This window comes from Promicromonospora aerolata, from assembly GCF_042682255.1.
Classification (GTDB): Bacteria; Actinomycetota; Actinomycetes; order Actinomycetales; family Cellulomonadaceae; genus Promicromonospora; species Promicromonospora aerolata.
The window spans coordinates 2,435,162-2,457,100 of sequence record NZ_JBHUHF010000001.1 but is presented as its reverse complement, the minus strand read 5'-3'; the positions used below and the strand labels follow the sequence as shown (position 1 = coordinate 2,457,100).

Annotated in this window: 18 protein-coding genes; 3 read left to right on the top strand and 15 right to left on the bottom strand. The window is 71.1% G+C overall.

The annotated features are described in order from the left end of the window. Positions 1 to 65: 65 nt before the first annotated feature. From ACFSL2_RS11080 to ACFSL2_RS11055, 6 genes are read right to left on the bottom strand one after another with little or no spacing between them, the layout of a single operon-like run. On the bottom strand, positions 66 to 1,709 hold the full coding sequence (locus tag ACFSL2_RS11080; protein WP_377197915.1) for a DUF6270 domain-containing protein: 1,644 nt from the start codon (positions 1,707 to 1,709) through the stop codon (positions 66 to 68). Beyond that, positions 1,706 to 2,881 (bottom strand): non-hydrolyzing UDP-N-acetylglucosamine 2-epimerase, encoded by a 1,176-nt coding sequence (gene wecB / locus ACFSL2_RS11075; RefSeq protein WP_377200803.1) that lies wholly within the window; start codon positions 2,879 to 2,881, stop codon positions 1,706 to 1,708. Before wecB ends, ACFSL2_RS11080 begins: the two co-directional genes overlap by 4 nt. A gap of 17 nt (positions 2,882 to 2,898) precedes the next feature. Further along, positions 2,899 to 4,017, bottom strand: a complete 1,119-nt coding sequence (locus ACFSL2_RS11070) for an ABC transporter ATP-binding protein (RefSeq protein WP_377197914.1) — start codon at positions 4,015 to 4,017, stop codon at positions 2,899 to 2,901. Then, positions 4,007 to 4,903 (bottom strand): ABC transporter permease, encoded by an 897-nt coding sequence (locus ACFSL2_RS11065; RefSeq protein ID WP_377197913.1) that lies wholly within the window; start codon positions 4,901 to 4,903, stop codon positions 4,007 to 4,009. Before ACFSL2_RS11065 ends, ACFSL2_RS11070 begins: the two co-directional genes overlap by 11 nt. Next, a complete protein-coding gene (locus tag ACFSL2_RS11060) occupies positions 4,900 to 6,615 on the bottom strand; it encodes a glycosyltransferase family 4 protein (RefSeq protein ID WP_377197912.1) in 1,716 nt (571 codons plus the stop codon). The genes ACFSL2_RS11065 and ACFSL2_RS11060 overlap by 4 nt, the downstream gene beginning before the upstream one ends. Further along, entirely contained in the window at positions 6,615 to 7,910 is a 1,296-nt protein-coding gene (locus tag ACFSL2_RS11055; protein ID WP_377200802.1) for a glycosyltransferase family 4 protein, read from the bottom strand. Before ACFSL2_RS11055 ends, ACFSL2_RS11060 begins: the two co-directional genes overlap by 1 nt. A gap of 134 nt (positions 7,911 to 8,044) precedes the next feature. On the opposite strand from ACFSL2_RS11055, the gene ACFSL2_RS11050 reads away from it, so the two are divergent. After that, on the top strand, positions 8,045 to 9,115 hold the full coding sequence (locus ACFSL2_RS11050; protein WP_377197911.1) for an LCP family protein: 1,071 nt from the start codon (positions 8,045 to 8,047) through the stop codon (positions 9,113 to 9,115). A 54-nt stretch (positions 9,116 to 9,169) separates the two neighbouring features. Here the strand turns inward: ACFSL2_RS11050 and ACFSL2_RS11045 are convergent, their stop codons facing one another. Next, the gene (locus ACFSL2_RS11045) at positions 9,170 to 10,957 is read right to left on the bottom strand and encodes a phospho-sugar mutase (protein ID WP_377197910.1); all 1,788 of its coding nucleotides are present in this window, start codon (positions 10,955 to 10,957) and stop codon (positions 9,170 to 9,172) included. Continuing rightward, complete coding sequence (locus tag ACFSL2_RS11040) at positions 10,957 to 11,796, bottom strand: purine-nucleoside phosphorylase (protein WP_377197909.1); 840 nt, start codon at positions 11,794 to 11,796, stop codon at positions 10,957 to 10,959. The genes ACFSL2_RS11045 and ACFSL2_RS11040 overlap by 1 nt, the downstream gene beginning before the upstream one ends. A gap of 88 nt (positions 11,797 to 11,884) precedes the next feature. On the opposite strand from ACFSL2_RS11040, the gene ACFSL2_RS11035 reads away from it, so the two are divergent. Continuing rightward, complete coding sequence (locus ACFSL2_RS11035) at positions 11,885 to 13,435, top strand: NAD(P)H-quinone dehydrogenase (protein ID WP_377197908.1); 1,551 nt, start codon at positions 11,885 to 11,887, stop codon at positions 13,433 to 13,435. Between the two features lie 410 nt (positions 13,436 to 13,845). Here ACFSL2_RS11035 and ACFSL2_RS11030 read toward each other — a convergent pair whose 3' ends face one another. From ACFSL2_RS11030 to ACFSL2_RS11015, 4 genes are all read right to left on the bottom strand, one after another. Beyond that, a complete protein-coding gene (locus ACFSL2_RS11030) occupies positions 13,846 to 14,310 on the bottom strand; it encodes a hypothetical protein (protein WP_377197907.1) in 465 nt (154 codons plus the stop codon). A 9-nt stretch (positions 14,311 to 14,319) separates the two neighbouring features. After that, the gene (locus ACFSL2_RS11025) at positions 14,320 to 14,820 is read right to left on the bottom strand and encodes an NUDIX domain-containing protein (RefSeq protein WP_377197906.1); all 501 of its coding nucleotides are present in this window, start codon (positions 14,818 to 14,820) and stop codon (positions 14,320 to 14,322) included. A gap of 130 nt (positions 14,821 to 14,950) precedes the next feature. After that, complete coding sequence (locus tag ACFSL2_RS11020) at positions 14,951 to 15,421, bottom strand: hypothetical protein (protein WP_377197905.1); 471 nt, start codon at positions 15,419 to 15,421, stop codon at positions 14,951 to 14,953. A gap of 134 nt (positions 15,422 to 15,555) precedes the next feature. Next, entirely contained in the window at positions 15,556 to 17,361 is a 1,806-nt protein-coding gene (locus ACFSL2_RS11015; protein ID WP_377197904.1) for an acetyl/propionyl/methylcrotonyl-CoA carboxylase subunit alpha, read from the bottom strand. A 376-nt stretch (positions 17,362 to 17,737) separates the two neighbouring features. Here ACFSL2_RS11015 and ACFSL2_RS11010 point away from each other — a divergent pair, with 376 nt between their 5' ends. Next, positions 17,738 to 18,712, top strand: a complete 975-nt coding sequence (locus ACFSL2_RS11010) for a hypothetical protein (RefSeq protein ID WP_377197903.1) — start codon at positions 17,738 to 17,740, stop codon at positions 18,710 to 18,712. 85 nt (positions 18,713 to 18,797) lie between these two features. On the opposite strand, the gene ACFSL2_RS11005 is transcribed toward ACFSL2_RS11010, so the two are convergent. The 3 genes from ACFSL2_RS11005 to ACFSL2_RS10995 form a co-directional block, all read right to left on the bottom strand. After that, on the bottom strand, positions 18,798 to 19,481 hold the full coding sequence (locus ACFSL2_RS11005; RefSeq protein ID WP_377197902.1) for a Maf family protein: 684 nt from the start codon (positions 19,479 to 19,481) through the stop codon (positions 18,798 to 18,800). 124 nt (positions 19,482 to 19,605) lie between these two features. Continuing rightward, positions 19,606 to 21,297: a DUF885 domain-containing protein gene (locus ACFSL2_RS11000; protein WP_377197901.1), complete on the bottom strand. Its 1,692-nt coding sequence runs from the start codon at positions 21,295 to 21,297 to the stop codon at positions 19,606 to 19,608. 69 nt (positions 21,298 to 21,366) lie between these two features. Beyond that, entirely contained in the window at positions 21,367 to 21,786 is a 420-nt protein-coding gene (locus ACFSL2_RS10995; RefSeq protein ID WP_377197900.1) for a hypothetical protein, read from the bottom strand. Positions 21,787 to 21,939: the final 153 nt, after the last annotated feature.

Genomic DNA, 21,939 nt, shown 5'->3' with positions numbered 1-21,939 from the left:
TGCTCGAGCTCTGATGTGATGGGCGACCTGCTCAATGGAGCAGGTCGCCCATCACATCAGCCCTGCTAAAGGAGCTTCGAGCGTAGCTCCCGGAAGCTCTTCCAGCCTGGGAGCTTGCGCCCGACGAGGCTCTCCACGAAGGCGATGTCCGTCTTGTAGAGCTGGAGCAGTGCACCGATCTCCTGGGCGTCGATGGGCGCTCGAGCCTTGAAGGGCTTGAGCCACGTCTTGACGTTCTCGCGCTTCTTGAGCTCTGCGGCGGACCACGTGCCTCGTGCCGGATCGAGGCCAAGCCCGGTCAGAGCCTGGCGTAGATAGTCCTGCGGGTCGGCTTCGAGGTCGTCCTGAAGCAGCACGACGATTCGGTCCGCTCCGAGCACCGAGGCCCAGTGCTCGTAGTGCCGCTTGTAGAACCCGAGATCGACCACGCCGAGGTTGGTCGGCAGTTGAAACATGCTCGTCGGCAGATCGAACTTCCCGGAGGCGAAGTACGACCAGTACGCCGACACGGCGCGGGACACCGGATCCCTCAGCGTGAGGACGACCTTCGCGCTGGGGTGGAGTGCATCGCGGATCGCGGCCGCAGTATCGATGCGTTTCGGCGAGAACGCACTCCCGTTGGCGTGCCAGAAGTACGTCGGTGACCGCTCGCCACCGAGCCGGTGCGGATCGGTGAACTCGGCCGCATACTTCGCGGCCTCCTGAGCGTCGGTGAAGCGCTCCTTGCGAGCGAAGTAGTTCGTCGTGCCCGCAGCACCGAAATAGACGTCGGTGTGCTTCTCCAGGCGCCGCTGCAGCCAAAGTGTGCCACCACGATGCGTTCCAGAGAGAACGAACGAGGGCCCTGATGACAACGGGACAGTTCCTGGAGTTCCAGCGGCCTTCTTGCTGGCGGGCTGGGCCTTTGCACGAGGCGTGGCACCCGTCGACGAAGAGGGCTTGGCCCGGGCGTCGGCTCCAGGCCCCCACACGACCCGACCCTCCGAGCCGGTCAGCCGGCGAACGGTTTCGAGGTAGACGTTCTCCGAGTAATGGAACGGTGCGTCTCCCCACGGGTGGTGCGGACCGGAAGAGACCTGGTCCGGTCCGAGACTGATGACGTGTGCATTCAGGGCGGTGACAGCGGCCTCGATGTAGGGACGGAACACCGGATTCGCCTGGCTCGCACCGACGCCGAACGAGTCAGGGGTCCGATCACCGGACTCGGACCATTCAGCCCACGGTAGGTCCAGGAGGGCGACCGACACGTGGGGCATCGTCGAACGAATGATGTCACCGAGCGCTCGGATTGCCCCTGACCAGTACTCGAAGTGTTGCTGCGTTCCGAACTGGACGTAATGGGTCCCTGAGGGCAGCGACTGTTCGGCACCTGACTCGATCAGCTCGACCGACCGGGTCACCACCGTGCCATCCGGGAGCAAGTAGACGCCGAGCCGCTCGTCCGTCAGGTCGATGAGCAACACATCGGTCTCGTTCGCATACTTCTGGAGCAGAGGCCGTAGGTTCGAGCCGAAGTCACCCTCGATCATCCGTTGCTGGAATCGGGAGGTCATTCCTGGTGGAGCCACCAAGCTGACGGGGCGCGTGGTTGCGCTCAGCGCCGATTGGCGCGCTACGTACTGGACGAGCTCGAACTGGCTCGGGTCGAGATGTTCGAACGTATCGCGGGACACGCACGACCCGTAGATGAAGACGCGAGTACTGGTCATGCGCCACCCTCGACGGCGGCCGCCGTCAGCTCCCCTGTCAGGTCGAAGTCGGGCAGCAGATCGGTCAGGGCGGGCGCGAGCATGCGCGCCGTCGCCTCGAGAGTACGCGCGGCGCTCTGCCCGTCACCGTAGGGGTTGATCGCCTGCGCCATGGCCGCGTAGGCGGCATCGCTCGTCAGGAGCCGGCCAGCCTCGGCCACGATGCGGTTCTCGTCGGTGCCGATGAGCCGGGCCGTGCCGGCCTCGACCGCCTCCGGGCGTTCCGTGTTGTCCCGCATCACGAGCACCGGCTTGCCGAGGCTCGGCGCTTCCTCCTGCAGACCGCCGGAGTCAGTGAGGATCAGCGTCGACAGCGAGAGCAGGTGCGTGAACTCGCCGTACGCCAGCGGTTCGGTGACCGTCACGTTCGGCAGACCGTCGAGATGCGGTAGCACCGCTTCCCGCACGACAGGGTTGCGATGCACCGGCAGCACGATCTCGACGTCAGGGAAGCGGCGGGCGATCCGCGCCAGGGCACGGCCGACGCCTTCCATCGCGTTGCCCCAGTTCTCGCGCCGATGGGTCGTCACCAGCACGATCTGGCGATCCGCCGCCGCGACCCGTGCGACGGCCGGGTCGGTGAACGGCGTTCGGCGCTCGACGGCCATGTACAGCGCGTCGATAACCGTGTTGCCGGTCACGACGATGTCTTCGAGGCGGACGCCCTCCGCCACGAGGTTGGCCAGGCTCCGCAGTGTCGGCGCAAGGTGCAGCGAAGCGATCTGCGACGTGATCTTGCGGTTGGCCTCCTCCGGGAACGGCGACATGATGTCGCCGCTGCGCAGCCCCGCCTCCAGGTGCACCACCGGGATCTGCCGATAGAAGGCCGCGAGCGCGGCAGCTGTCGATGTCGACGTGTCGCCCTGAACGACGACGGCGTCGGGCTGGACCTCGGCGAGGATGGGGTCCAGCTGGGCCATGACCCGGGCAAAGATCTGCGTGAGCGTCTGCCCGTGGCTCATGATGTCCAGGTCGAAGTCGGGCGTGATCTCGAAGATCTCGTTGACCTGATCCAGCATCTCGCGGTGCTGGCCAGTCACGACGACGACCGAGTCGAAGCTGTCGCTAGCCTCAAGCGCCTTGACGACAGGTGCGACTTTGATCGCCTCCGGCCGCGTACCGTAGACAGTCATGATGAGCGGCCGGGTGGTCACATGTCCTCCTGGTTGGATCTGTTCCTGCGTATGGCTCGTTCCTGAGCCCTGAGGTCCTTGCCGGTCGGCCGCGCGTGTCGTTCCCGGACCCGCCCGGTGGGGGGCTCCGGCGCGTCAAACCGCACCTGCGTCTCGCGCCGTTCGGCAAACGCTTCCTCGAGAACCTGCCTGGCTTCCTCGGGCTTGTCCTTCGCGAAGGCCCAGGCCCACTTGCGGTAGCGGACGGCGACGTCTTGTGCCGGGCCGTCGAGCACCAGACGGCCGTGGTGCAGCCAGATGGCGCGGGTGCACGACTCCTCGATGGTCTGTGCCGCGTGGCTCACCAGGAACACCGTGCCGGCCTCCTTGCGCAAGCGCTCCATGCGTACCTCGCTGCGTTCCTTGAACGCGGCGTCACCCGTGGCCAGTGCCTCGTCGATCAGCAGGATGTGCGGGCGCGCCGCCGTCGCGATGGCGAAGCGCAGCCGCGCCGCCATGCCCGAGGAGTAGGTGCGCATGGGCAGGTAGATCGACTTGCCGAGGCCGGCGAGCTCAATGACGTCGGGGATGGCGGCCTGGGTCTCCGCGGGGGAGAGGCCCATGGCCAGGCAGCCGAGACGGACGTTCTCCTCGCCCGGCAGGTCGGGCACCAGGGCGGCGTTCACGCCGATGAGCACGGGCGTGCTCTCGGCCAGCACCTGGCCCTTGGTGGGCTTCTCCAGGCCGGCGATGATGCGCAGGAGCGTGCTCTTGCCGGAGCCGTTCTGGCCCACGATGCCGATCTGTTCGCCGGAGTTCGCGACGAACGAGATGTCCGTCAGCGCACGGACCGTCACCTTGGGCTCCTGGCCGACGGCGTTGAGCACGGCGCGCTTCAGCTTGGCGCGCCGACCGCGGGTCGTGTCGGTCGACGGCGTCCGGTAGAACATCCGCAGCCCCTGCACGGCCACCGTGGGCCAGAGCACCGGGGTGCTCCCGGACCGCGGCGCGACGGCGGTGATCTGGCCGGTGTGGGGAGGCGCCTGCACCGACATGGGCGTCGCCGCCGACAGCGGGCCCTGGGTAGGCACCGGCATCGACGCGGGACCGCCCTGGCCCAGCTGTGTCGGCATGGGGTAGTCGAGGTCAGCGGCCATAGCTCTCCTCCGCACTCCAGAAGGTGATGAACCCGATGAGCAGCATGCCGACGGCCCATCCACCGAGCCAGACCCAGCGCATCGGGTCCGGCGTGGTGGCGTACAGCACGCAGTCCCGCACGATGTCCAGCACGATGAACATCGGGTTCGCCTCGAGCCACCTCAGCAGCTCGGGATCGTCCACGAGCCTGTCGAAGGAGAAGAACACCGCTGACGCGTACAGCCAGATGCGCATCACCATGCTGATCAGGTTGGTGACATCGGGTAGCGCGGCCGCCCAGCGAGCCACCAGGAGCGTCAGCCCCGTGGTGAACATGACCTGCAGTGCCAGGGCGCCCGCCACCAGCGCGATGCGCCAGGTGTACTCCTCGGCAGGCGGCACGAAGTAGATCAGAGCGGCCAGCGTCAGCAGGGTGGGGCCCAGGCTGAGCAGGTTGCGCAGCATCACGGAGATCGGCAGCGCGGCGCGCGGGAACGTGAACGCCCGGATCAGATTCTTGCCGGCCTGCACCGAACGGGCGCCGCCGTTGATCGACTGGGTGGTGAACTGGAACAGGAACACCCCGATCAGCAGGTACCCGACGAAGTTGTCGATGCCCCGCGCGTTCTTCATCAGCAGCCCGAAGATCAGGAAGTACACCGCGCCATTGATCAGCGGGTTCAGGATCAGCCAGGCGTTGCCCAGGAGGCTCTGCCGCGTCCCGCTGGCCACCTTCGCCCGCGCGTCCGCCCACAGGAAGTGCCGCCGCTCCCACAGCAGCCCGATGTACTGCCCCAGCGGCGGTCGTGCCCCGACCCGGGACAGGTTGCCGAGCGTCACCAGCTTGGTGGTGGTGGGCGACGCGTCGAAGAGCGCCGCGTACGTACCGGTCTCGGGGCCGCTCATGCCGTCACCCCCAGGCAGGCTCGGTAGATCCCCACATACGTCTCCGCGTTGCGCACCCATGTCCTCTCGGCTGCTACCACTCGGCCGCGCTCGACCAGCTCGGCGCGTCGTCCAGCGTCTTCCAGGAGGGCCTCGACCGACGTGGCCCAGCCCTCCCTGTCGTCGGCGTCGACGTGCAGGCCGGCGCCGCCCACGGCCTCGACCAGGGCAGGCAGGGCACTTGCGACGACCGGGCGCCCCACCGCCATGGCCTCGACAGGCTTGAGCGGTGTCACCAGCCGCGTGACCTCGTGGTCGCGGCGAGGCACCAGCACGACGTCCAGCGCGGCCAGCCAGGTCAGGGCGGCGTCAGCGGGCACCCGTCCCGGGAGCACCACATGATCTGCCACGCCCAGCTCACTGGCCAGGCGCGCGAGCCCGGGGCGGGAGACGCCGTCACCCACCAGCAGGCCCGTGACGTCGTGCCCGCGGGCGCGCAGGGCGGCCACGGTGTGGACAACGGTCTCCAGACCCTCGTAGCCGACCAGGCTGCTCACCGTCCCGATGGCGGGTCCAGCGTGCAGGCCCAGCGCGGCCCGCGCCGCCTCCGGCGTCGGGTGCTCGGTGGCGAGCAGGGCCTCGGACACGGCGTTCGGCACCACCGTGATGCGGTCGGAGGGCACCCCCCGTGCCACGAGCGCGTCGCGCATGGTGCCGCTGAGCGTCACCACGGCATCGGCCGTGAGCGCCAGCTCCGTCTCCTTCGCCTGCATCAGGGCACGCCGACGGGACGCTGCGGCGCGGGTACGGCCCTCCGTCGTGCCGTGCGAAGCCACCCAGGTCTCCTCGGGCAGGCCACGCACCTCGTAGACCCACGGGATGCCGAGCCGCCGCGCCGCTGCACGGGCCAGCACCCCGTTGGCCGACGGCGTGGTGGTGTGCAGCACGTCGGCGCGCACCTCGCGGGCCGCATCGGTCAGCAGCTCGGTCTCCTGCGTGGTCCGCCGTGCGACGTCGGACGCCATCCGGCTGGGGACGAGGCGCTGGTAGGCGACCCCGTCGACCACGTCGGTGCCGCGGGCCGCGAGCGAGCCGATCGTCAGGGGGTAGCCGGGGCGGGTCGTCGCGGACGCCGTCAGGCCGTGCGCGCGCTGCGCACGCAGGATCGCGTGCGACCGGAGCGTGTAGCCGCTCTGGGTGTGGGGCAGCGAGTTGGTGAGGTGGTGCAGCACGGTGATGGCGTCCGAGCCACCCGTGCCGGACGGCCCGCGCGTCTCGCCGGGCGGCTCGGGCTGCAGCGCCGCCACCTGGGCACGGAGCCCGGCGGGGGCGTCCGGACCGACCGACTCGGCATCGCCGAGGAGCCAGGCGGCGCGGTAGCGCGCGGGGCCGGCCCCGCCGACGCCGTCGAGCAGGTCCGGCCGTCCCACCGCGACCGCGACCTCGGCCGCGACCCGTCGGCCCCGACCGTCGCGGCGGGCGAGGAGCTGCTCCGCCTCGTCCGCGGCACGCGCGGCGTCGCCGGCGAGCATGCGACCCAGCGCGTGCGGGGCGGACGGCGCCGGCGCCAGACCGAGGGCGTGCACGAGCGGTCGACGCAGCGCTTCAGGAGCACGCCGGGCGGTCTGCACGGCGAGCCAGAGCGGGTCCTCGACGAGGGTCCTGGCCACGAAGGACGTGGTGAAGCGCAGGTTGCGCGCGAGCTCGCCCGCGCGCCGGAGAGGCGGTGCCATCAGTAGCGTGCTCCTCGGCCGGCGTGACCCACCAGCGGGTGGGGGAGCAGCTCGTCCAACAGCTCGGTGTAGCGGTGACCCAGCACCGCGTCGCTCGCGTGCTCGGCGACCCACGTGGCCGCATCGGTCGAGGCAGCGGGTACGACGCCGTCGGACAGCCAGCCGCACCAGAGGTCGGCGAGGCCCTCGACGTCGCCGGGACGTACGACGGCGCCCGCGCCGTTCGCCGTGACCAGGCTGGCGGCCTCGCCGGCCAGGCACGCCGACGCGGTGACACCGGATGCCATGACCTCGTACAGCTTGGACGGGACGGTCCACTCGAACGGCTCCCAGTCGCGCAGCGAGACCATCACGGTGTCGGCCCACGCGTACAGGGCGCGAACCTCGGTGGACGGCACGGAGGGCTCCACACGGACCGGCGCGCCCAGCTCGTCCGCCAGGAGCCGCAGCGGCTCCAGCTCGTTGCCGTGCCCCACGATGCGTACGTCGAGCGCGTGGCCCCGCTCCTGGACCAGCGCTGCCGCGCGCACCGCGACGTCCAGGCCCTGCGACCGGCCGACGGTCCCCGCGTAGACGACGCGCAGCGGGCGGTCGGTCACGACGACGGGAGCGTTTTCACGAACGGGTTCGAACGCGGTGCCGTTGCGTACCACTGCCACGTTGCGGACACCGCGCGACCGGAGCACCTCGGCGAACGCCGCGGTGGTGGTGACCACGAGGTCTGCCCGGGCCTGGAGCCGGGTGACGGTGCGGTGCACCACGCGTGCGACGAGGTCGCGCGCCCCGCGGCGCAGGCCGAGCTTGCGCCCCCGGCGCCGCAGGATGCCGCTGGGCGCGATGAGGTCGGGCCAGGCGTCCCGCATCTCCACGACGAAGCGAGCCCGGTGCCAGCGGGCGAGGGCCCAGCCGGCGACGACGCTCGGGATGCCGGGGACCGTCGCGATGACCACGGCCGGCCGGCCCGCAGCGGGCCGGACCCCGCGCAGCACCGAGCTGACGGCGGCGACCACCTGGTCCGCGGCCCGTGAGCCGAGCCCGTGCGAATGCTCGCGGTAATTCACCCGGATGATCTTTTCCCCATGGCTTCCGGAACGGACCGATCCGGGCCGGTAGTCGGGTGAAAAATGGGTGATCTTTCCCGAAGGGGAGTGCGGTGGCGGTGTCAGGACAGTAAGGGGATAACCTGCTGGCACCAAGTGGCCCGCCAGGGCTCCCCAGCGCCGCTGGGGTGCCCCCGACTCGGGGGCAAAATGGTGTGTGACCAGGAGAATCGCGCGGTTCTGCTGGCGTCTCACGTGAGTGAGCACGGCAACTCTCCTCTCTGTCTGACGTCCCGCCAGGGCTCACCGAAACGCACCCCTGAAGGCCTCTTCCGGTTGCGGTGCAGGCATAAGGGTAGTAGCCCAAAACAACACTAGGATCACGAGCTATGGCCGCACCCGATCGAAAGAACGATCTTCTCGCCGCTCCCAATCCCGTAGACGGAGACGTACGTCACGCCCGCCGCCCGCGCCGGGGCAAGGGATTCGTCGCCGGCATCGTCGTGGGAGTGCTCTTGCTCGTGGGCGGTGGCGGGGCCGCGGCCTACTTCGGCTACCGCATGTCGCTCGACGACAACCTGGAGCGGATCGACCCGTTCGCCGACATCGACCCGTCGACCCGCCCCAGCGCGGAGCCGGTGGAGGGACCGACGGCGCCCGTGAACATCCTCGTCCTCGGCTCCGACAGCCGGATCTCGGCCGGTGACCCCAATGCCTGGGAGGCCGGGGCGCAGCGCACGGACGCGATCATGCTGGTGCACCTGTCCGCCGACCGGCAGTCGGCGGCCGCGATCTCGATCCCTCGTGACTCCTGGGTGCCGATCCCGGGGTACGGCGAGGCGAAGATCAACGCGGCGTTCTCCTACGGTGGGCCGCCGCTGATGATCCAGACGGTCGAGGACCTGACGGGCGTGCGCATCGACCACTTCGCTGTAACCGACTTCGAGTCGTTCAAGTCGTTGACCGACTCCCTGGACGGGGTCGAGATCACGGTGCCGGACGGCGACGGCGGCTCGGTGCGCAAGGCCATGACCGGCGAGGAGGCGCTGACCTTCACCCGGGAGCGTTACGCCCTGTCCAACGGCGACTTCGGCCGCGTACAGCGTCAGCAGGCCTGGATGCGGGCGATCGTCGCCAAGGCCAACAACAACCGGAGCGACCCCATGAAGATGGCCCGCTTCCTCGAGGCCGTCACGAGCTCCGTGGCCGTGGACAAGGAGCTCACCCTGGACCGGATCCAGGAGCTGTTCGAGGGGGCCGGCGACATCTCGACGAACGACATCACGTTCATGACGGCGCCCTACACGGGAACCGGGCGGAGCGCCGACGGCCAGTCGATCGTGGTGCTCGACCGTGCCACGTTCGACCCGCTCATGAAGGCGGTGGCGAAGGACAAGGTGCCGAACTTCCTGGCCACCAACCCGGACGCCATGGACGTGCTCCCGGCGGTCGTCCAGTAGGACGCTCCGGCGTCGGCCGGTCCCGCTGCCCTCCGGGCCGCGGGACCGGTGCCGTCACAAGCCCAGCGTCGCCCGGAGGTCGTCCTGGACCCGGGACAGGCGCTCCCGTGCCGCGACCCGGTCCGCGGACAGGGTGCTGGCCGAGGCGTCCGGATCGACCGGCGACACCACCTCGATGTAGCACTTGATCTTCGGCTCGGTGCCGCTGGGTCGCACGATGACCCGGGTGTCGTCGGCGGTCAGCAGCACCACGCCGTCGGTCGGCGGCAACCCGTCCAGACCTTCGGCGAGGTCGCGCACCGAGTCGACGGGCGAGCCCGCCAGGACGGCCGGCGGCGACTCGCGGAGTGCCGCCATGGTGGATCCGATCTCGGCGAGGTCGTCGAATCGGGCCGACACCTGCCCCGTGACGTGCAGCCCGCAGGCGCGGGCGACGTCGTCCAGCCCGTCCAGCAGCGTGCGGCCCTCGGCGGCCAGCCGGCCGGCCAGCTGCGCGATGGCGACCGCTGCCGACAGCCCGTCCTTGTCCCGGACGTGCTCGGGGTCCACGCAGTAGCCGAGGGCCTCCTCGTACCCGAACACGAGGCCCGGGGTGCGCGAGATCCACTTGAAGCCGGTCAGCGTGGTGGCCTGCTCCAGCCCGTGCCGTGCGGCGATGGCGGCGAGTGCCCGCGACGACACGATCGAGCAGGCGAGCGTGCCCCCGGTGCCCGCGCGCGCGGCCCGTTCGGCGGCGTCCCAGCCGAGCAGCATGCCGACCTCGTCGCCGTGCAGCATGCGCCAGCCCTGCGAAAATGCCGTCTCGGCACCCTGGTACGTCCCGTACTGCGGGTCGAGCACGGCGACGGCGCACCGGTCGGCGTCGGGGTCGTTCGCGATGACGAGGTCCGCGTGGGCGTCCTGCGCCAGCGCGAGCGCCATGTCGATGGCTCCCGGCTCCTCGGGGTTGGGGAACGCCACCGTGGGGAAGTCCGGGTCGGGCTCCGCCTGCTCCTCCACGGGTACGACATCGGTGAAGCCCGCCTCGGCCAGCACACGCGCGACGGCCGCGCCGCCCACGCCGTGCAGCGACGTGGTCACGATGCGGAGCTTGGCGCGTGGGGCCCCGTCGTGCAGCGTGGCCACGGCTGCGTGGTACTCGTCGGTGATCTCCGGGCCGAGCACGGTCCAGCCGGACTCGGCGCGGGGTACGTCCTTGGCGGCGCCCACGCCGGCGATCTCGTCGGCGATGCGGGCGTCGTACGGTGGCACGATCTGGGCGCCCTGGCCGGCTCCGGTGACCACCCGCCCACCCAGGTACACCTTGTAGCCGTTGTCGGCGGCGGGGTTGTGGCTCGCGGTGACCATGACGCCCGCGTCGGCGGAAAGGTGGCGCACCGCGAAGGCGAGCACCGGGGTGGGGCCGGGTTCGGGCATGAGCAGCACCTCGGCCCCCGCGGCGACGAGGACGGCTGCCGTGTCCCGGGCGAAGTCGGCGGAGCGGTGCCGGGCGTCGAACCCGACCACCACGCGGGGGGCCACGCCGGCGGCTTCCGCCGCGAGGAAGGCGGCCAGCCCCGCGGCGGCCGTGATCACCACGGCGCGATTCATCCGGTTGGGTCCGGCGGCCATGGCGCCCCGCAGCCCGGCGGTGCCGAACTGCAGCGTTCCGGAGAACCGGTCGGCGAGCTCGGCGACGGCGTGCGTGCGGATGCCGGTTCCGGTGGTCCGGGCGATCAGGTCGCGCAGCTCGGCGACGTCGTCCGCGTCGACGTCGGCGGCCATCCAGGCCTCGGCGCGCGCGACGAGGTCGGGCGCGGAGAGCGTCCCGGTGGTGGTCGGCTGGTTGACGGACATCGGCATCAGATCTGCTTGATGACCCGGGCGAGCAGGTCGCTGATCCGTGGGCCGGCCTTCTGCCCCGCCTCCAGCACCTCCTCGTGGGAGAGCGGGTGGGGGCTGATCCCGGCCGCCAGGTTGGTGACCAGCGAGATGCCGAGCACGTCCATGCGGCAGTGCCGGGCGGCGACGGCCTCCAGAGCGGTCGACATGCCGACCAGGTCGGCACCCAGCAGACCGGCCATCTTGACCTCGGCCGGCGTCTCGTACTGCGGGCCGTGGAACTGCGCGTACACGCCCTCGGGCAGGTCCGGGTCCACGCTCCGTGCGACGTCGCGCAGGCGCGGCGTGTAGATGTCCGTCATGTCGGCGAACTTGGCGCCCTCGAGCGGGGTCTGGCCCGTGAAGTTCAGGTGGTCGCGCAGTAGCACGGGCTGGCCGGGCCGCCAGCCGATGTGCACGCTGCCGCAGCCGTTCGTGAGGATCGCGGTCTCGCACCCCGCTGCCGCCGCCGTGCGGATGCCGTGCGCCACCCGCCGGGGGCCACGGCCCTCGTAGAGGTGGGTGCGGGATCCGAGGACGAGCGCGTAGCGCACTGCGCCGTCGGGCCGCTCGATGCGGATCGAGCGCGTGGTGGACCGGTGCCCCTGGACCGCGGGCTGCACGAAGCCGGGGATCTCCGCCGTGGGGATCTCCGCGACGACATCGCCGATCAGCTCGGCGGCACCACCCCATCCGGAGCCGAGGACGAGCGCGACGTCGTGCCCCGACACCCCCGTCTTGGCTGCGATGTACTCCGCGGCCGCGGCAGCGACGTCGAACGGGTCGGTCGTCGGGTCGTCAAGATCTGGCTCCGTACTCATGGTCCGAGGTTAACGCCACTTTCCCCCCGGCACGCGTCCACGAGGGCCGTGGATCCTGCTCGCTCGCCGACGATGCGAGAATGGGACCGTGACCCCCCTCGACTCCGCAGCCGTCCCGCCCCATGTCGTCGTCGTGGGAGGTGGACCCGGCGGCTACGAGGCGGCACTCGTGGCACGCAGCCACGGTGCGCAGGTCACCGTGGTGGAGCAGCAGGGGCTGGGCGGCGCGGCGGTCCTGACCGACGTGGTCCCCTCCAAGACCCTCATCGCCACCGCCGAGTGGATGACCATCGCCGACCGCGCCCCCGAGCTCGGCATCCGCACGCCCGACGACGTGGTGGACCCGACGTCCGACGTGGACGTCTCGCTGGCGACCGGCGGCATCCCCGTCGTGTCCGCGTACGCGGCGCCGGCGCTGGGCGGTGCGGGCGTGCAGGCGGCGGCGTCCGCTGCCGGGACGGCGGAGCAGAAGCGCAAGCACTTCGTGGACCTGCAGGCCGTCAACAAGCGCGTGCTCGCGCTCGCACGGGCGCAGAGCGCAGACATCCGCGGCCGCCTGGAGCGCGAGGGCATCCGGATCGTCGCGGGCAAGGGCCGCCTGGACGGGCCGGCGCACGTCGTGGCCGAGCTGGCCGACGGCACCACCGAGGTGCTGGAGGCCGACTCGGTCCTCCTGGCGCTCGGCGCCACCCCGCGGACGCTGCCCACCGCTGTGCCCGACGGCGAGCGGATCCTCACCTGGACCCAGATGTACAACCTGCGCGAGCTGCCCGAACGCCTGATCGTGGTGGGCTCCGGGGTCACGGGCGCCGAGTTCGCGGGCGCCTACAACGCCCTGGGATCCGACGTGGTGCTCGTCTCCAGCCGCGACCGCGTGCTGCCCGGCGAGGACGAGGATGCCGCCGAGCTGCTCGAGGGAGTGTTTCGCTCCCGCGGCATGACCGTGCTGTCCCGCTCGCGTGCGGCGTCGGCCGTCCGGACCGACGACGGTGTCGAGGTGACGCTGTCCGACGGCCGTGTGGTGCACGGTTCGCACGTCCTGGTGGCGGTCGGCGGCGTGCCCGCGACGTCCGGCCTGGGGCTCGAGGAGGCGGGAGTGCGGCTGTCGGAGGCGGGGCACGTGGTCGTGGACCGCGTCTCGCGCACCTCGGTGCGTGGCATCTACGCGTCCGGCGACTGCACCGGTGTGCTCCCGCTCGCGTCCGTGGCGGCGATGCAGGGCCGCATCGCCGTGGCCCACGCGCTGGGCGACGCCGTGCAGCCGCTCGCGCTCCGCACCGTCGCCTCCAACATCTTCACCGCTCCGGAGATCGCCACCGTCGGCTACAGCGAGGAGAAGCTGCGCGCGCAGAGCTCGCGCTTCATCACGACGACGCTGCCGCTCGCCCGTAACCCGCGCGCCAAGATGCTCGGCATCCGGGACGGCTTCGTGAAGCTCTTCGCGCACCCCGAGGCGGGCGTGGTGCTCGGCGGCGTGGTGGTGGCGCCGCGCGCGTCCGAGCTGATCTTCCCGATCACGCTGGCCGTGCAGCACCGGCTCACCGTCGAGGATGTCGCCTCCGCGTTCACGATCTACCCGTCGCTGTCGGGGTCGATCGCCGAGGGTGCGCGCGTCCTGGACGCGCGCGTCGGCAAGTAGGTCAGGTCCTGCCGGCCGTGGTGCCGGGGGGGGCGATACCAGGAGTGCGGGGTGTGTTGCTCTGCGTGGACAATGTCAACGCAGAGCAACACACCCCGCATTCGTAGGCTCTCCCGCCGCCCGAGCGGGTGCCGGCATCAGGCTCTGCTTGTTTGTCGCCTGGGCCTGCGGTTCCGCTTCGGGCGAGTGCCTCGTTCCTCGGCCCTCACCCTGCGCTGCACCTCCGGCTCAGGTCCTGCTTGTCTGTCGCCTGAGCCTGCGGTTCCGCTTCGGGCGAGTGCCTCGTTCCTCGGCCCTCACCCTGCGCTGCACCTCCGGCTCAGGTCCTGCTTGTCTGTCGCCTGAGCCTGCGGTTCCGCTTCGGGCGAGTGCCTCGTTCCTCGGCCCTCACCCTGCGCTGCACCTCCGGCTCAGGCGACGGAAGCGTCCAGGACGATCTGGCCGCCCTCGACCTTTGCGCTCGAGACCGTGAGACCCGGAACCTTGGCCTCCAGCAGACGTTCGACGTCGACCGCGATCCGCGCGTCCGGCTGCACGTCCACGACCCCCGGCGGCAGCCCTTGCTTGGCCACCTCCTGCTCGATGGGCGCGGCGGCGAGACTGAGCAGCCGGTGCGCCGGCAGCCCCGCGGCATTCACCTCGACCGTGAGGGTGGCGACGCCGCGCTCGAAGGCGGCCAGCTTGACGTCCGCGCGCACGATCGGGGCGATCTTCACGGCGAGCTTGAGCGGACCCGGCAGAGTCTCGAGGCGGCGCAGGTCCGCGACGACCCGGATCACGTCCCCGTCACCGACGACGGACGTGATGATGGGTGGAGCCTGCTTGGCGATCCTCGCCAGGCTGAGCACCTCTTCGGGAGCGATCCGGATATGCACGAAACGACCCTAACCCAGCATGGTGAGCAGCCGGGGGAGTGCCTCGCCGAATGCGGGAAGCAGGGTCAGCGAGCCCAGGTCACCGAGCCCGGCCCAGCGCACCTCCAGGCTCTCCGGGTCCGCGGCGCGCGGCTCGACGTGGTACCCGGGGGCGACGTCGGCCACCACCGTCGTGTACGTCCACGCCGGGTGCTCCAGCACGTGCGTACCCACCACGTGCACGGCGGCCGGGTCGATGGCCGCCTCCTCGGCAGCCTCGCGCAGCGCACCCGCCGCCGGCTTCTCGTCCGGTGCGAGGGCGCCGCCCGGGATGCCCCAGGTGCCGCCCATGTGCGACCACAGGGCGCGGTGCTGGAGCACCACGTGCGACGGCGCTCCGCCGGCGTCCCTGCGCACGAGCAGCAGGCCGGCCGCGCCGAACAGGCCCCAGTGCCGGTGGTCGCCGCACGTCACCCACCCGTCGCCGCCGTGCCGGTGCAGGTCGGTCGGGGGCACTGTCGCGTTCGGCACGGCGCCAGTCTGTCAGGTCTTGGCGCGCGATGTCAGCGGTCGGGAGGCCGGCGGTCGATGGTGGCAAAAAGACGTCCCGCCCCCGATCCGCAGCGGCGGCTCGGTGACGGGACGTGTGCGGCAGTTCCGCTCAGGCTCCCCGGGGGACGCCTTCGACGACGACCTTGCCGCCCTCGAAGCGGAACCCCGTCACCTCGGTGAACGTGTCGCTCATCAGGGCCTGCACGTCGAGCGAGACGGTGCCGTCCTTGCGGAGCTGCACGGCGTGCTCCGGCAGCCCGCGCTTGTGCGCCATCTTGGCGACGGTGCCGGAGGCGAGCGGGAGCAGCTTGGTGGCGGGCAGGCCGGCCGCGTCGGCGTCGACCTGGAGCACCGCGATGTTCTGCCAGAAGGAGGTGATCCGCGCGGACGCGTGCACGACCGGGACGGCCTTGGCCGCGATCTTGACCGGGAGCGGTGCATAGGTCAGGCGGCGCAGGTCACCTGTCAGCGAGATGACGCCGTCGTCGCAGGTCAACTCACTGACGAACGACGGAAGGGACTTGCGGGGACGGACGAGGGCGATGGCCTCTTCGGGGCTGAGTACTACGACGTGTGTCACGTCGCAGAACCTAGCGGATCAAAGATGGCGTTCTGTGCCCGTTCCATCGATGTCTGCCCCAATAAGCAACTTTTCACCCGGATTGACCGCAAATTCACCCTGCGGCCTCGACCGGCTCGGTCGCCCCGACCGGCTCAGTCGACGATCTCGCAGATCGGAGCGCCCGCGGTCACGCCGGCCCCTGGCTCGGCCGTCAGGGACCGCACGGTGCCCGCGCGGTGCGCCAGGATGGGCTGCTCCATCTTCATGGCCTCCAGCACGACGACGAGGTCGCCCTCGGCCACCTGGGCGCCGTCCGTGACCGCCACCTTGACGATGGTGCCCTGCATGGGGGAGGCCAGCGTGTTCCCGGCGGACCCCGAGGCCTTGGCGCCGGCGGCGCGCCGGGCCGGACGCCGGGCGGCGTTCGCGGACCGCGCGCGACCTGCCGCGACACCCAGGCCGGCGGGCAGGACCACCTCGAGCCGACGTCCGCCCACCTCGACGACCACCCGCTCGGCGGGTACCTCTTCCACGTCGGGCTCCGGGGCCGGCGCGGGCGTGGCGGGAGCCAGCGTCTTGAGCGTGTCCGCGAACTCCGTCTCGATCCAGCGCGTGTGCACGCGGAACGGGGAGCCGTCCGCCGGGACGAACGCGTCGGCCTCGAGCACCGCCTGGTGGAACGGGACGACCGTCGGGATGCCCTCGACCACGAGCTCGCGCAGCGCGCGCCGGGCCCGCTCGACCGCCTGGGTGCGCGTGGCGCCCGTGACGATGAGCTTGGCGATCATGGAGTCGAACGCCCCGGAGACGGAGTCGCCCGCGACGACACCCGTGTCGACGCGCACGCCCGGGCCCGACGGCCACGCGATCGTGTTCAGGCGGCCCGGCGCCGGGAGGAAGCCCATCGCCGGGTCCTCGCCGTTGATCCGGAACTCGATGGAGTGGCCGCGCACGACGGGGGAGTAGTACCCGAGCTCCTCGCCCGCGGCGATACGCAGCTGCTCGCGCACCAGGTCGATCCCCGTGACCTCCTCGGTCACCGGGTGCTCCACCTGGAGCCGGGTGTTGACCTCGAGGAAGGAGATGGTGCCGTCCACCCCGACGAGGAACTCACAGGTGCCCGCACCCACGTAGCCCGCCTCACGGAGGATCGCCTCCGACGCGGCGTACAGGGACTTCTCCTGCTCGGGCGTGAGGAAGGGCGCCGGCGCCTCTTCCACCAGCTTCTGGTGGCGGCGCTGCAACGAGCAGTCCCGGGTCGAGACCACGACGACGTTGCCGTGCGTGTCCGCGAGGCACTGCGTCTCCACGTGGCGCGGCTTGTCCAGGTAGCGCTCCACGAAGCACTCGCCACGGCCGAACGCCGCCACGGCCTCGCGGACCGCCGAGTCGAACATCTCGTCGATCTCTTCGAACGTGCGCGCGACCTTGAGCCCGCGACCGCCGCCGCCGAACGCCGCCTTGATGGCGATGGGCAGGCCGTACTGCTCGGCGAAGGCCCTGACCTCGCTGCCGTCCTTGACCGGGTCGGGGGTGCCGGGCACCAGCGGAGCACCCGCGCGCTGCGCGATGTGGCGCGCGCTCACCTTGTCGCCGAGCGACTCGATGGCCGACGGCGGCGGCCCGATCCAGGTGAGTCCGGCGTCGATCACCGCCTGGGCGAACTCCGCGTTCTCGGACAGGAAGCCGTAGCCGGGGTGCACGGCGTCGGCGCCGGAGCGGCGGGCGACGTCGAGCAGCTTGGCCGGGTCCAGGTAGGTGTCCGCGGCGCGGGCACCGCCCAGCGCGAAGGCCTCGTCCGCGAGGCGGACGTGCAGCGCCTCACGATCCTGGTCGGCGTAGACGGCGACGGAAGTCAGCCCCGCGTCGGCGCATCCACGGGCCACGCGGACGGCGATCTCACCACGGTTGGCGATGAGCACCTTCGAGATGGTTCGGGGCAGGCTGGAACTGGGCACGGCTCACCGTAACCCGGTGGTACCGGGCCGACGTACCGCCTCCGGGCACCCGGTGAAAAGTCTGGAGGCCAGACCAACCCCGGCGCGGGCCGTTTGGAGGATTCAGACATGGCGTCGCCCCACTACGGTCGGATGCCCCGCGCCCAATTGTGCACATCCATCAGAGGCAACCAGCTGGCCGAGCGCCGTGGCAGTAGCGGAATGATGGCTCAAAGCGCAACCAGCACGGCGCTCGGCTGCTGGGGTGGCGGTTTTCCACAGGGGACAGAGATTCCTGCTGCGGAGGGGGAGGGGGCGGGGTGGGATCGGCCGTATGAGACCCCCGAGATCCCTCCCATCGCGGCTACGGTCCGACGCCGCGACGCAGGAAGGCCTGGTGAGCAAGACGCAGTGCGATGCTGCCGGCCTGGACAAGTACGCAGTAGGGCGGCTGTTGAGGAACGGGACGTGGACGCGCGTCACGCGCTGCGTCTACGACACGGATCCCGTACCGGTGGAGCGGCGCCGGCGCGACGACTACCACGACCACGTCCGGCGTCGGGCAGCCTGGATCGGCATGCTCGCGGTACCGGACGGGATCGCCACCGGTGTCTGCGCGCTCGCCCTGCACGGGCTGGCCGGCCTGCCCGCGAGACTGGTCCCCGAGGCGGCGCGGCCGCAGGGCAAGGACGTGGCGGTGAGCGATGGAGTCGTGCTGCGCCGTTATACGCCCTTTCCGGTGGAGCGCTACCGGGGACGCCGGATCGCGGCCCTCCCCCATGCGCTGGCGCAGGCGCTCCCGCACCTCACCCGCGACGAGGCGGTAGCGGTGCTCAGCAACGCGCTGCACGAGGGGCACCTCGACGCTGGTGGTATGCAGCGGGTACGCGAGCTGGTGCGGGGGCGACGAGGCGCCGCGGCGGTGCACGGTTGGTTCGGGCTGGTGGAAGCACGCGACGCGTCTCCGGCCGAGACGGCTACGCGGTTGTCCTGTATCGATCAGGGCGTCCCGCCGGACGGGCAGCAGGTCACGTTCACCTCGGACGGTGTCTTCCTGGGCCGGGTCGACTTCGTCTGGCGCCTCCCCGACGGGCGGTACCTGGTGGTCGAGATCGACGGGCGAGCCTTCCACTCCGGCGCCGCGATGCTGGCCGACGACTCGCTGCGGCAGAACGGGCTCGTCGGCACCGACCGACTGATCGTCCTCAGGTTCCCTGCCACCCGGAGTCTGGCCGACGGCGGCGTCGGCCAGGAGATAGCCGAGCGCCTGGCCAGCCTGCACTGGAAACCAAACCCCCTGCACCAAGCACCGGTGACTCTCCCCCTCCCCCTCCCCGTCCCTCTTCCCTCCTCCCGGCGTCGAGCGCCGTAGCAGTTGCGGAATGACGGCTCATAGCGCAACCAGCACGGCGTTCGACTGGGAGGGTGGGGGTTGGGAGGGTGGTGGGGGGCGGGGGTCAGCGGGGGCGGAGGGTGCGCCAGGGGATGTTCAGCTCGGACAAGAGCTCGCGCACCAGCGGCAGACTGATGCCGACCACGCCGTGGTGGTCGCCCTCGACGCGCTCGATGTACGGGCCACCCAGGCCGTCGATGGTGAACGCACCCGCCACGTGCAAGGGCTCGCCGGTGGCGATGTAGGCGTCGATCTCGTCATCGTCGATGTCGGCGAACCAGACCGTGGTCGAGCTGGTCGAGCCGAGGGTGCCGCCGGTGCCCCCGGCGTCGTCGTCCCGCAGGTCGACGACCCAGTGGCCCGAGTGCAGCACGCCCTTGCCCCCGCGCATCGAGCGCCAGCGCTCGCGTGCGGCCGCGGCGTCGGCGGGCTTGCCCACGACGGTGCCGTCGAACTCGAGCATGGAGTCGCAGCCGATGACGATGGCGTCGGCGGCGTCCGGCGCGTCCCCCGCGGCGTCGTCCCGAGCCCTCTCCAGCCGGGACGCCACCTCCTCGGCCTTGGCCTGGGCCAGGACGAGCACGGCGTCGGCGGGATCGAGCTCACCGAACCGTTCGGTGGCGTCGGCGAGGACCTTGTCCTCGTCCACGCCGGACACGACGACTTCCGGAACGACTCCGGCGGACTTCAGCGTCGAGAGTCGGGCGGGGGACTGTGAGGCGAGGACCAGGCGTGGCACGCGCGCCACAGTAACGAGAATGCGGGTCGGTGAAACAGGGAAACGGTGAACCCTGCGACGTGACCCACGTCACTCCACGGCTGGCCCTGCGTGTCAGACACCCAGGCCACCCGGATGTCTGACACGGCAGGGGTCAGGCGAGGGCCCCGCGGAGGGTGTCCAGGCCCACCGAGCCCAGATTGAGGGCCTGGGCGTGGAACGTCTTGGCGTCGAACTCCTGACCGCGCGCGGCGGCCGCGCCCCGGGCGGCGTCGCGGGTCTGCTCCCAGAGCCGCTGCCCCACCTTGTACGACGGCGCCTGCCCCGGCCAGCCGAGGTACCGGTTGAACTCGAAGCGGACGAACGACTCCGGCATGTTCACGTTGGCCAGCAGGAAGGGCCAGGCCTTCTCGGCCGTCCAGGTGCCGCCGCCCCACTGCTCGGGGGCCGGCATGCCCAGGTGCACACCGATGTCGAACACGACGCGGGCCGCGCGCAGGCGCTGGGCGTCGAGCATGCCGAGGCGGTCGCCCGGGTCCTCCAGGTAGCCGAGCTCGGCCATGAGCCGCTCCGCGTACAGCGCCCAGCCCTCGCCGTGGCCGGACACCCAGCAGGCCAGGCGGCGCCAGGTGTTCAGTGTCGCGCGCGCGAACACCGCCTGGCCGCACTGGAGGTGGTGACCCGGCACGCCCTCGTGGTAGACCGTCGTCTTCTCGCGCCAGGTGTTGAACTCCGTGACGCCCTCGGGCACCGCCCACCACATGCGGCCCGGGCGGGACCAGTCGTCGCTCGGCGGGGTGTAGTAGATGCCGCCCGACTGGGTCGGCGCGATCATGCACTCCAGGTCCAGCACCGGCTCCGGCACGTCGAAGTGCGTGCCGTTCAGCGCGGTGATCGCCGCGTCGGAGGTCTCCTGCATCCAGGCCTTGAGCGCCGCGGTGCCGAGCAGCTTGCGCGACGGGTCGGCGTCGAGCATCGCCACGGCCTCCTCGACCGTCGCACCCGGACCGGCGATCGTCGCGGCCACCGACTCCTGCTCCGCGACGATGCGGGCGAGCTCCTCGAGGCCCCACTGGTAGGTCTCGTCGAGGTCCACCTCGGCGCCCAGGAAGTAGCGCGACCAGAGGGTGTACCGGTCGCGGCCCACGGCGTCGGCCTCGGGTGCCTGCGGCGCGAGGTCACGCTCCAGGAAGTCGGCGAGCTTGCCGTACGCGGTCCGCGCGCCCTGCGCCGCCCGCGTCAGGTCGCCGGTCAGCGCGTGCCCCTCGCCGAGCGTGGCGCTCGCGGCCTCGCCCGTCACGAACGACGTGAAGAAGGAGTCGTCGGCGGCCAGCTCCCGTGCCTGCGCGACGCACTCGCGCACCTGGCGGACGGCGGCGACGTCGCCCTTGGCCGCTGCCGCGGTGAGGGACTCGATGTACCCGTCGACGGCACCCGGGAGGAGGCTCATCCGGGACGCGATGTTCTCCCAGCCCTCGACCGAGTCGGTCGCCATGATGTCGAAGACGTCGCGCAGTTGCTGCACCGGCGACTCGATGTTGTTCAGGCTGCGCAGGCCCTCGCCGGCCTCGTGCAGCTCCAGGTCGAGCCCGATGCGCTCGCGCATCGCGGAGAGCGTGACCCGGTCGACGTCGTCCGCGGGCTCGAGGCCGGCCAGCCTGGCCAGGACGTCCCGGCCTGCCTGCGCGACGGCGTCGTGGCCGGCGGGCGACAGGTCGTCCATCTCGTGATCGTGGCCGGGTAGGCCCATCCCGGTGGCGGACAGCGGGGAGAGCTCGGTCAGACGCGTGACGTAGTCGTCGGCGACGGCGTCGATCGGCGTGGGCGTGCGTGCTGGGCTGGTCATGGGCCGAGCCTAAGGGGGCACGGCGCCCCCGGATCAGGGAATATCTCGCCGCTCGGCTGCCATGGCGGCTCAGCTGCTCGTGTCGCTGGGGGCGTGGTGCTGGGCTCTGATCAGACGAATCCGTTCCCGCCGCTCGGCCCTGCTGAGCCGTTCGCCCGCGAACGAGACCAGCCGGCCCGTTCGCGGGTCGACATGTTCAAGCTCCATCGGGCCGAAGCCCCGCACGAATGTCGCGTAGCCTTCCGCCGCTTCCTTCTTCTCGCGGAACGGGACGAAGATGTCGACCCCTCGGTTCACTGCGAATGCGACCACGCTGATCAGGAATGGGGTCAGCGCCCAGAAAGCCTCATTGAGCACCCAGAAAGCCAAGGCGATCACGGCCGCACCGCTGCCGATGTAGAGCGCCCACCCCACAGTGACCCAGAGAGCGTGGGCTGACACTCCGGGGACCAGCTTGCGTTCAATGTTGGGATTCCAGTCGCCGGTCACGTCACATTCTCCTCAAGCTCTGCGCGGGTCAGGTAGTCGTCGGTGGTCGGACTGGTCAAGACGGCCCGAGCCTATGTGCCAGCCGCCGACACACCGGGAGATTTTAATCCCCTTGTGACGATCGATGGGGCACCAGGATCGCCCTGGACGGTA

Excerpts from the sequence above, each read along its gene's own strand:
- ACFSL2_RS11080 (WP_377197915.1), bottom strand. The coding sequence starts at position 1,709 with ATGACCAGTACTCGCGTCTTCATCTACGGGTCGTGCGTGTCCCGCGAT.
- wecB (WP_377200803.1), bottom strand. The coding sequence starts at position 2,881 with ATGACTGTCTACGGTACGCGGCCGGAGGCGATCAAAGTCGCACCTGTC.
- ACFSL2_RS11070 (WP_377197914.1), bottom strand. The coding sequence starts at position 4,017 with ATGGCCGCTGACCTCGACTACCCCATGCCGACACAGCTGGGCCAGGGC.
- ACFSL2_RS11065 (WP_377197913.1), bottom strand. The coding sequence starts at position 4,903 with ATGAGCGGCCCCGAGACCGGTACGTACGCGGCGCTCTTCGACGCGTCG.
- ACFSL2_RS11060 (WP_377197912.1), bottom strand. The coding sequence starts at position 6,615 with ATGGCACCGCCTCTCCGGCGCGCGGGCGAGCTCGCGCGCAACCTGCGC.
- ACFSL2_RS11050 (WP_377197911.1), top strand. The coding sequence starts at position 8,045 with ATGGCCGCACCCGATCGAAAGAACGATCTTCTCGCCGCTCCCAATCCC.
- ACFSL2_RS11045 (WP_377197910.1), bottom strand. The coding sequence starts at position 10,957 with ATGCCGATGTCCGTCAACCAGCCGACCACCACCGGGACGCTCTCCGCG.
- ACFSL2_RS11040 (WP_377197909.1), bottom strand. The coding sequence starts at position 11,796 with ATGAGTACGGAGCCAGATCTTGACGACCCGACGACCGACCCGTTCGAC.
- ACFSL2_RS11000 (WP_377197901.1), bottom strand. The coding sequence starts at position 21,297 with ATGACCAGCCCAGCACGCACGCCCACGCCGATCGACGCCGTCGCCGAC.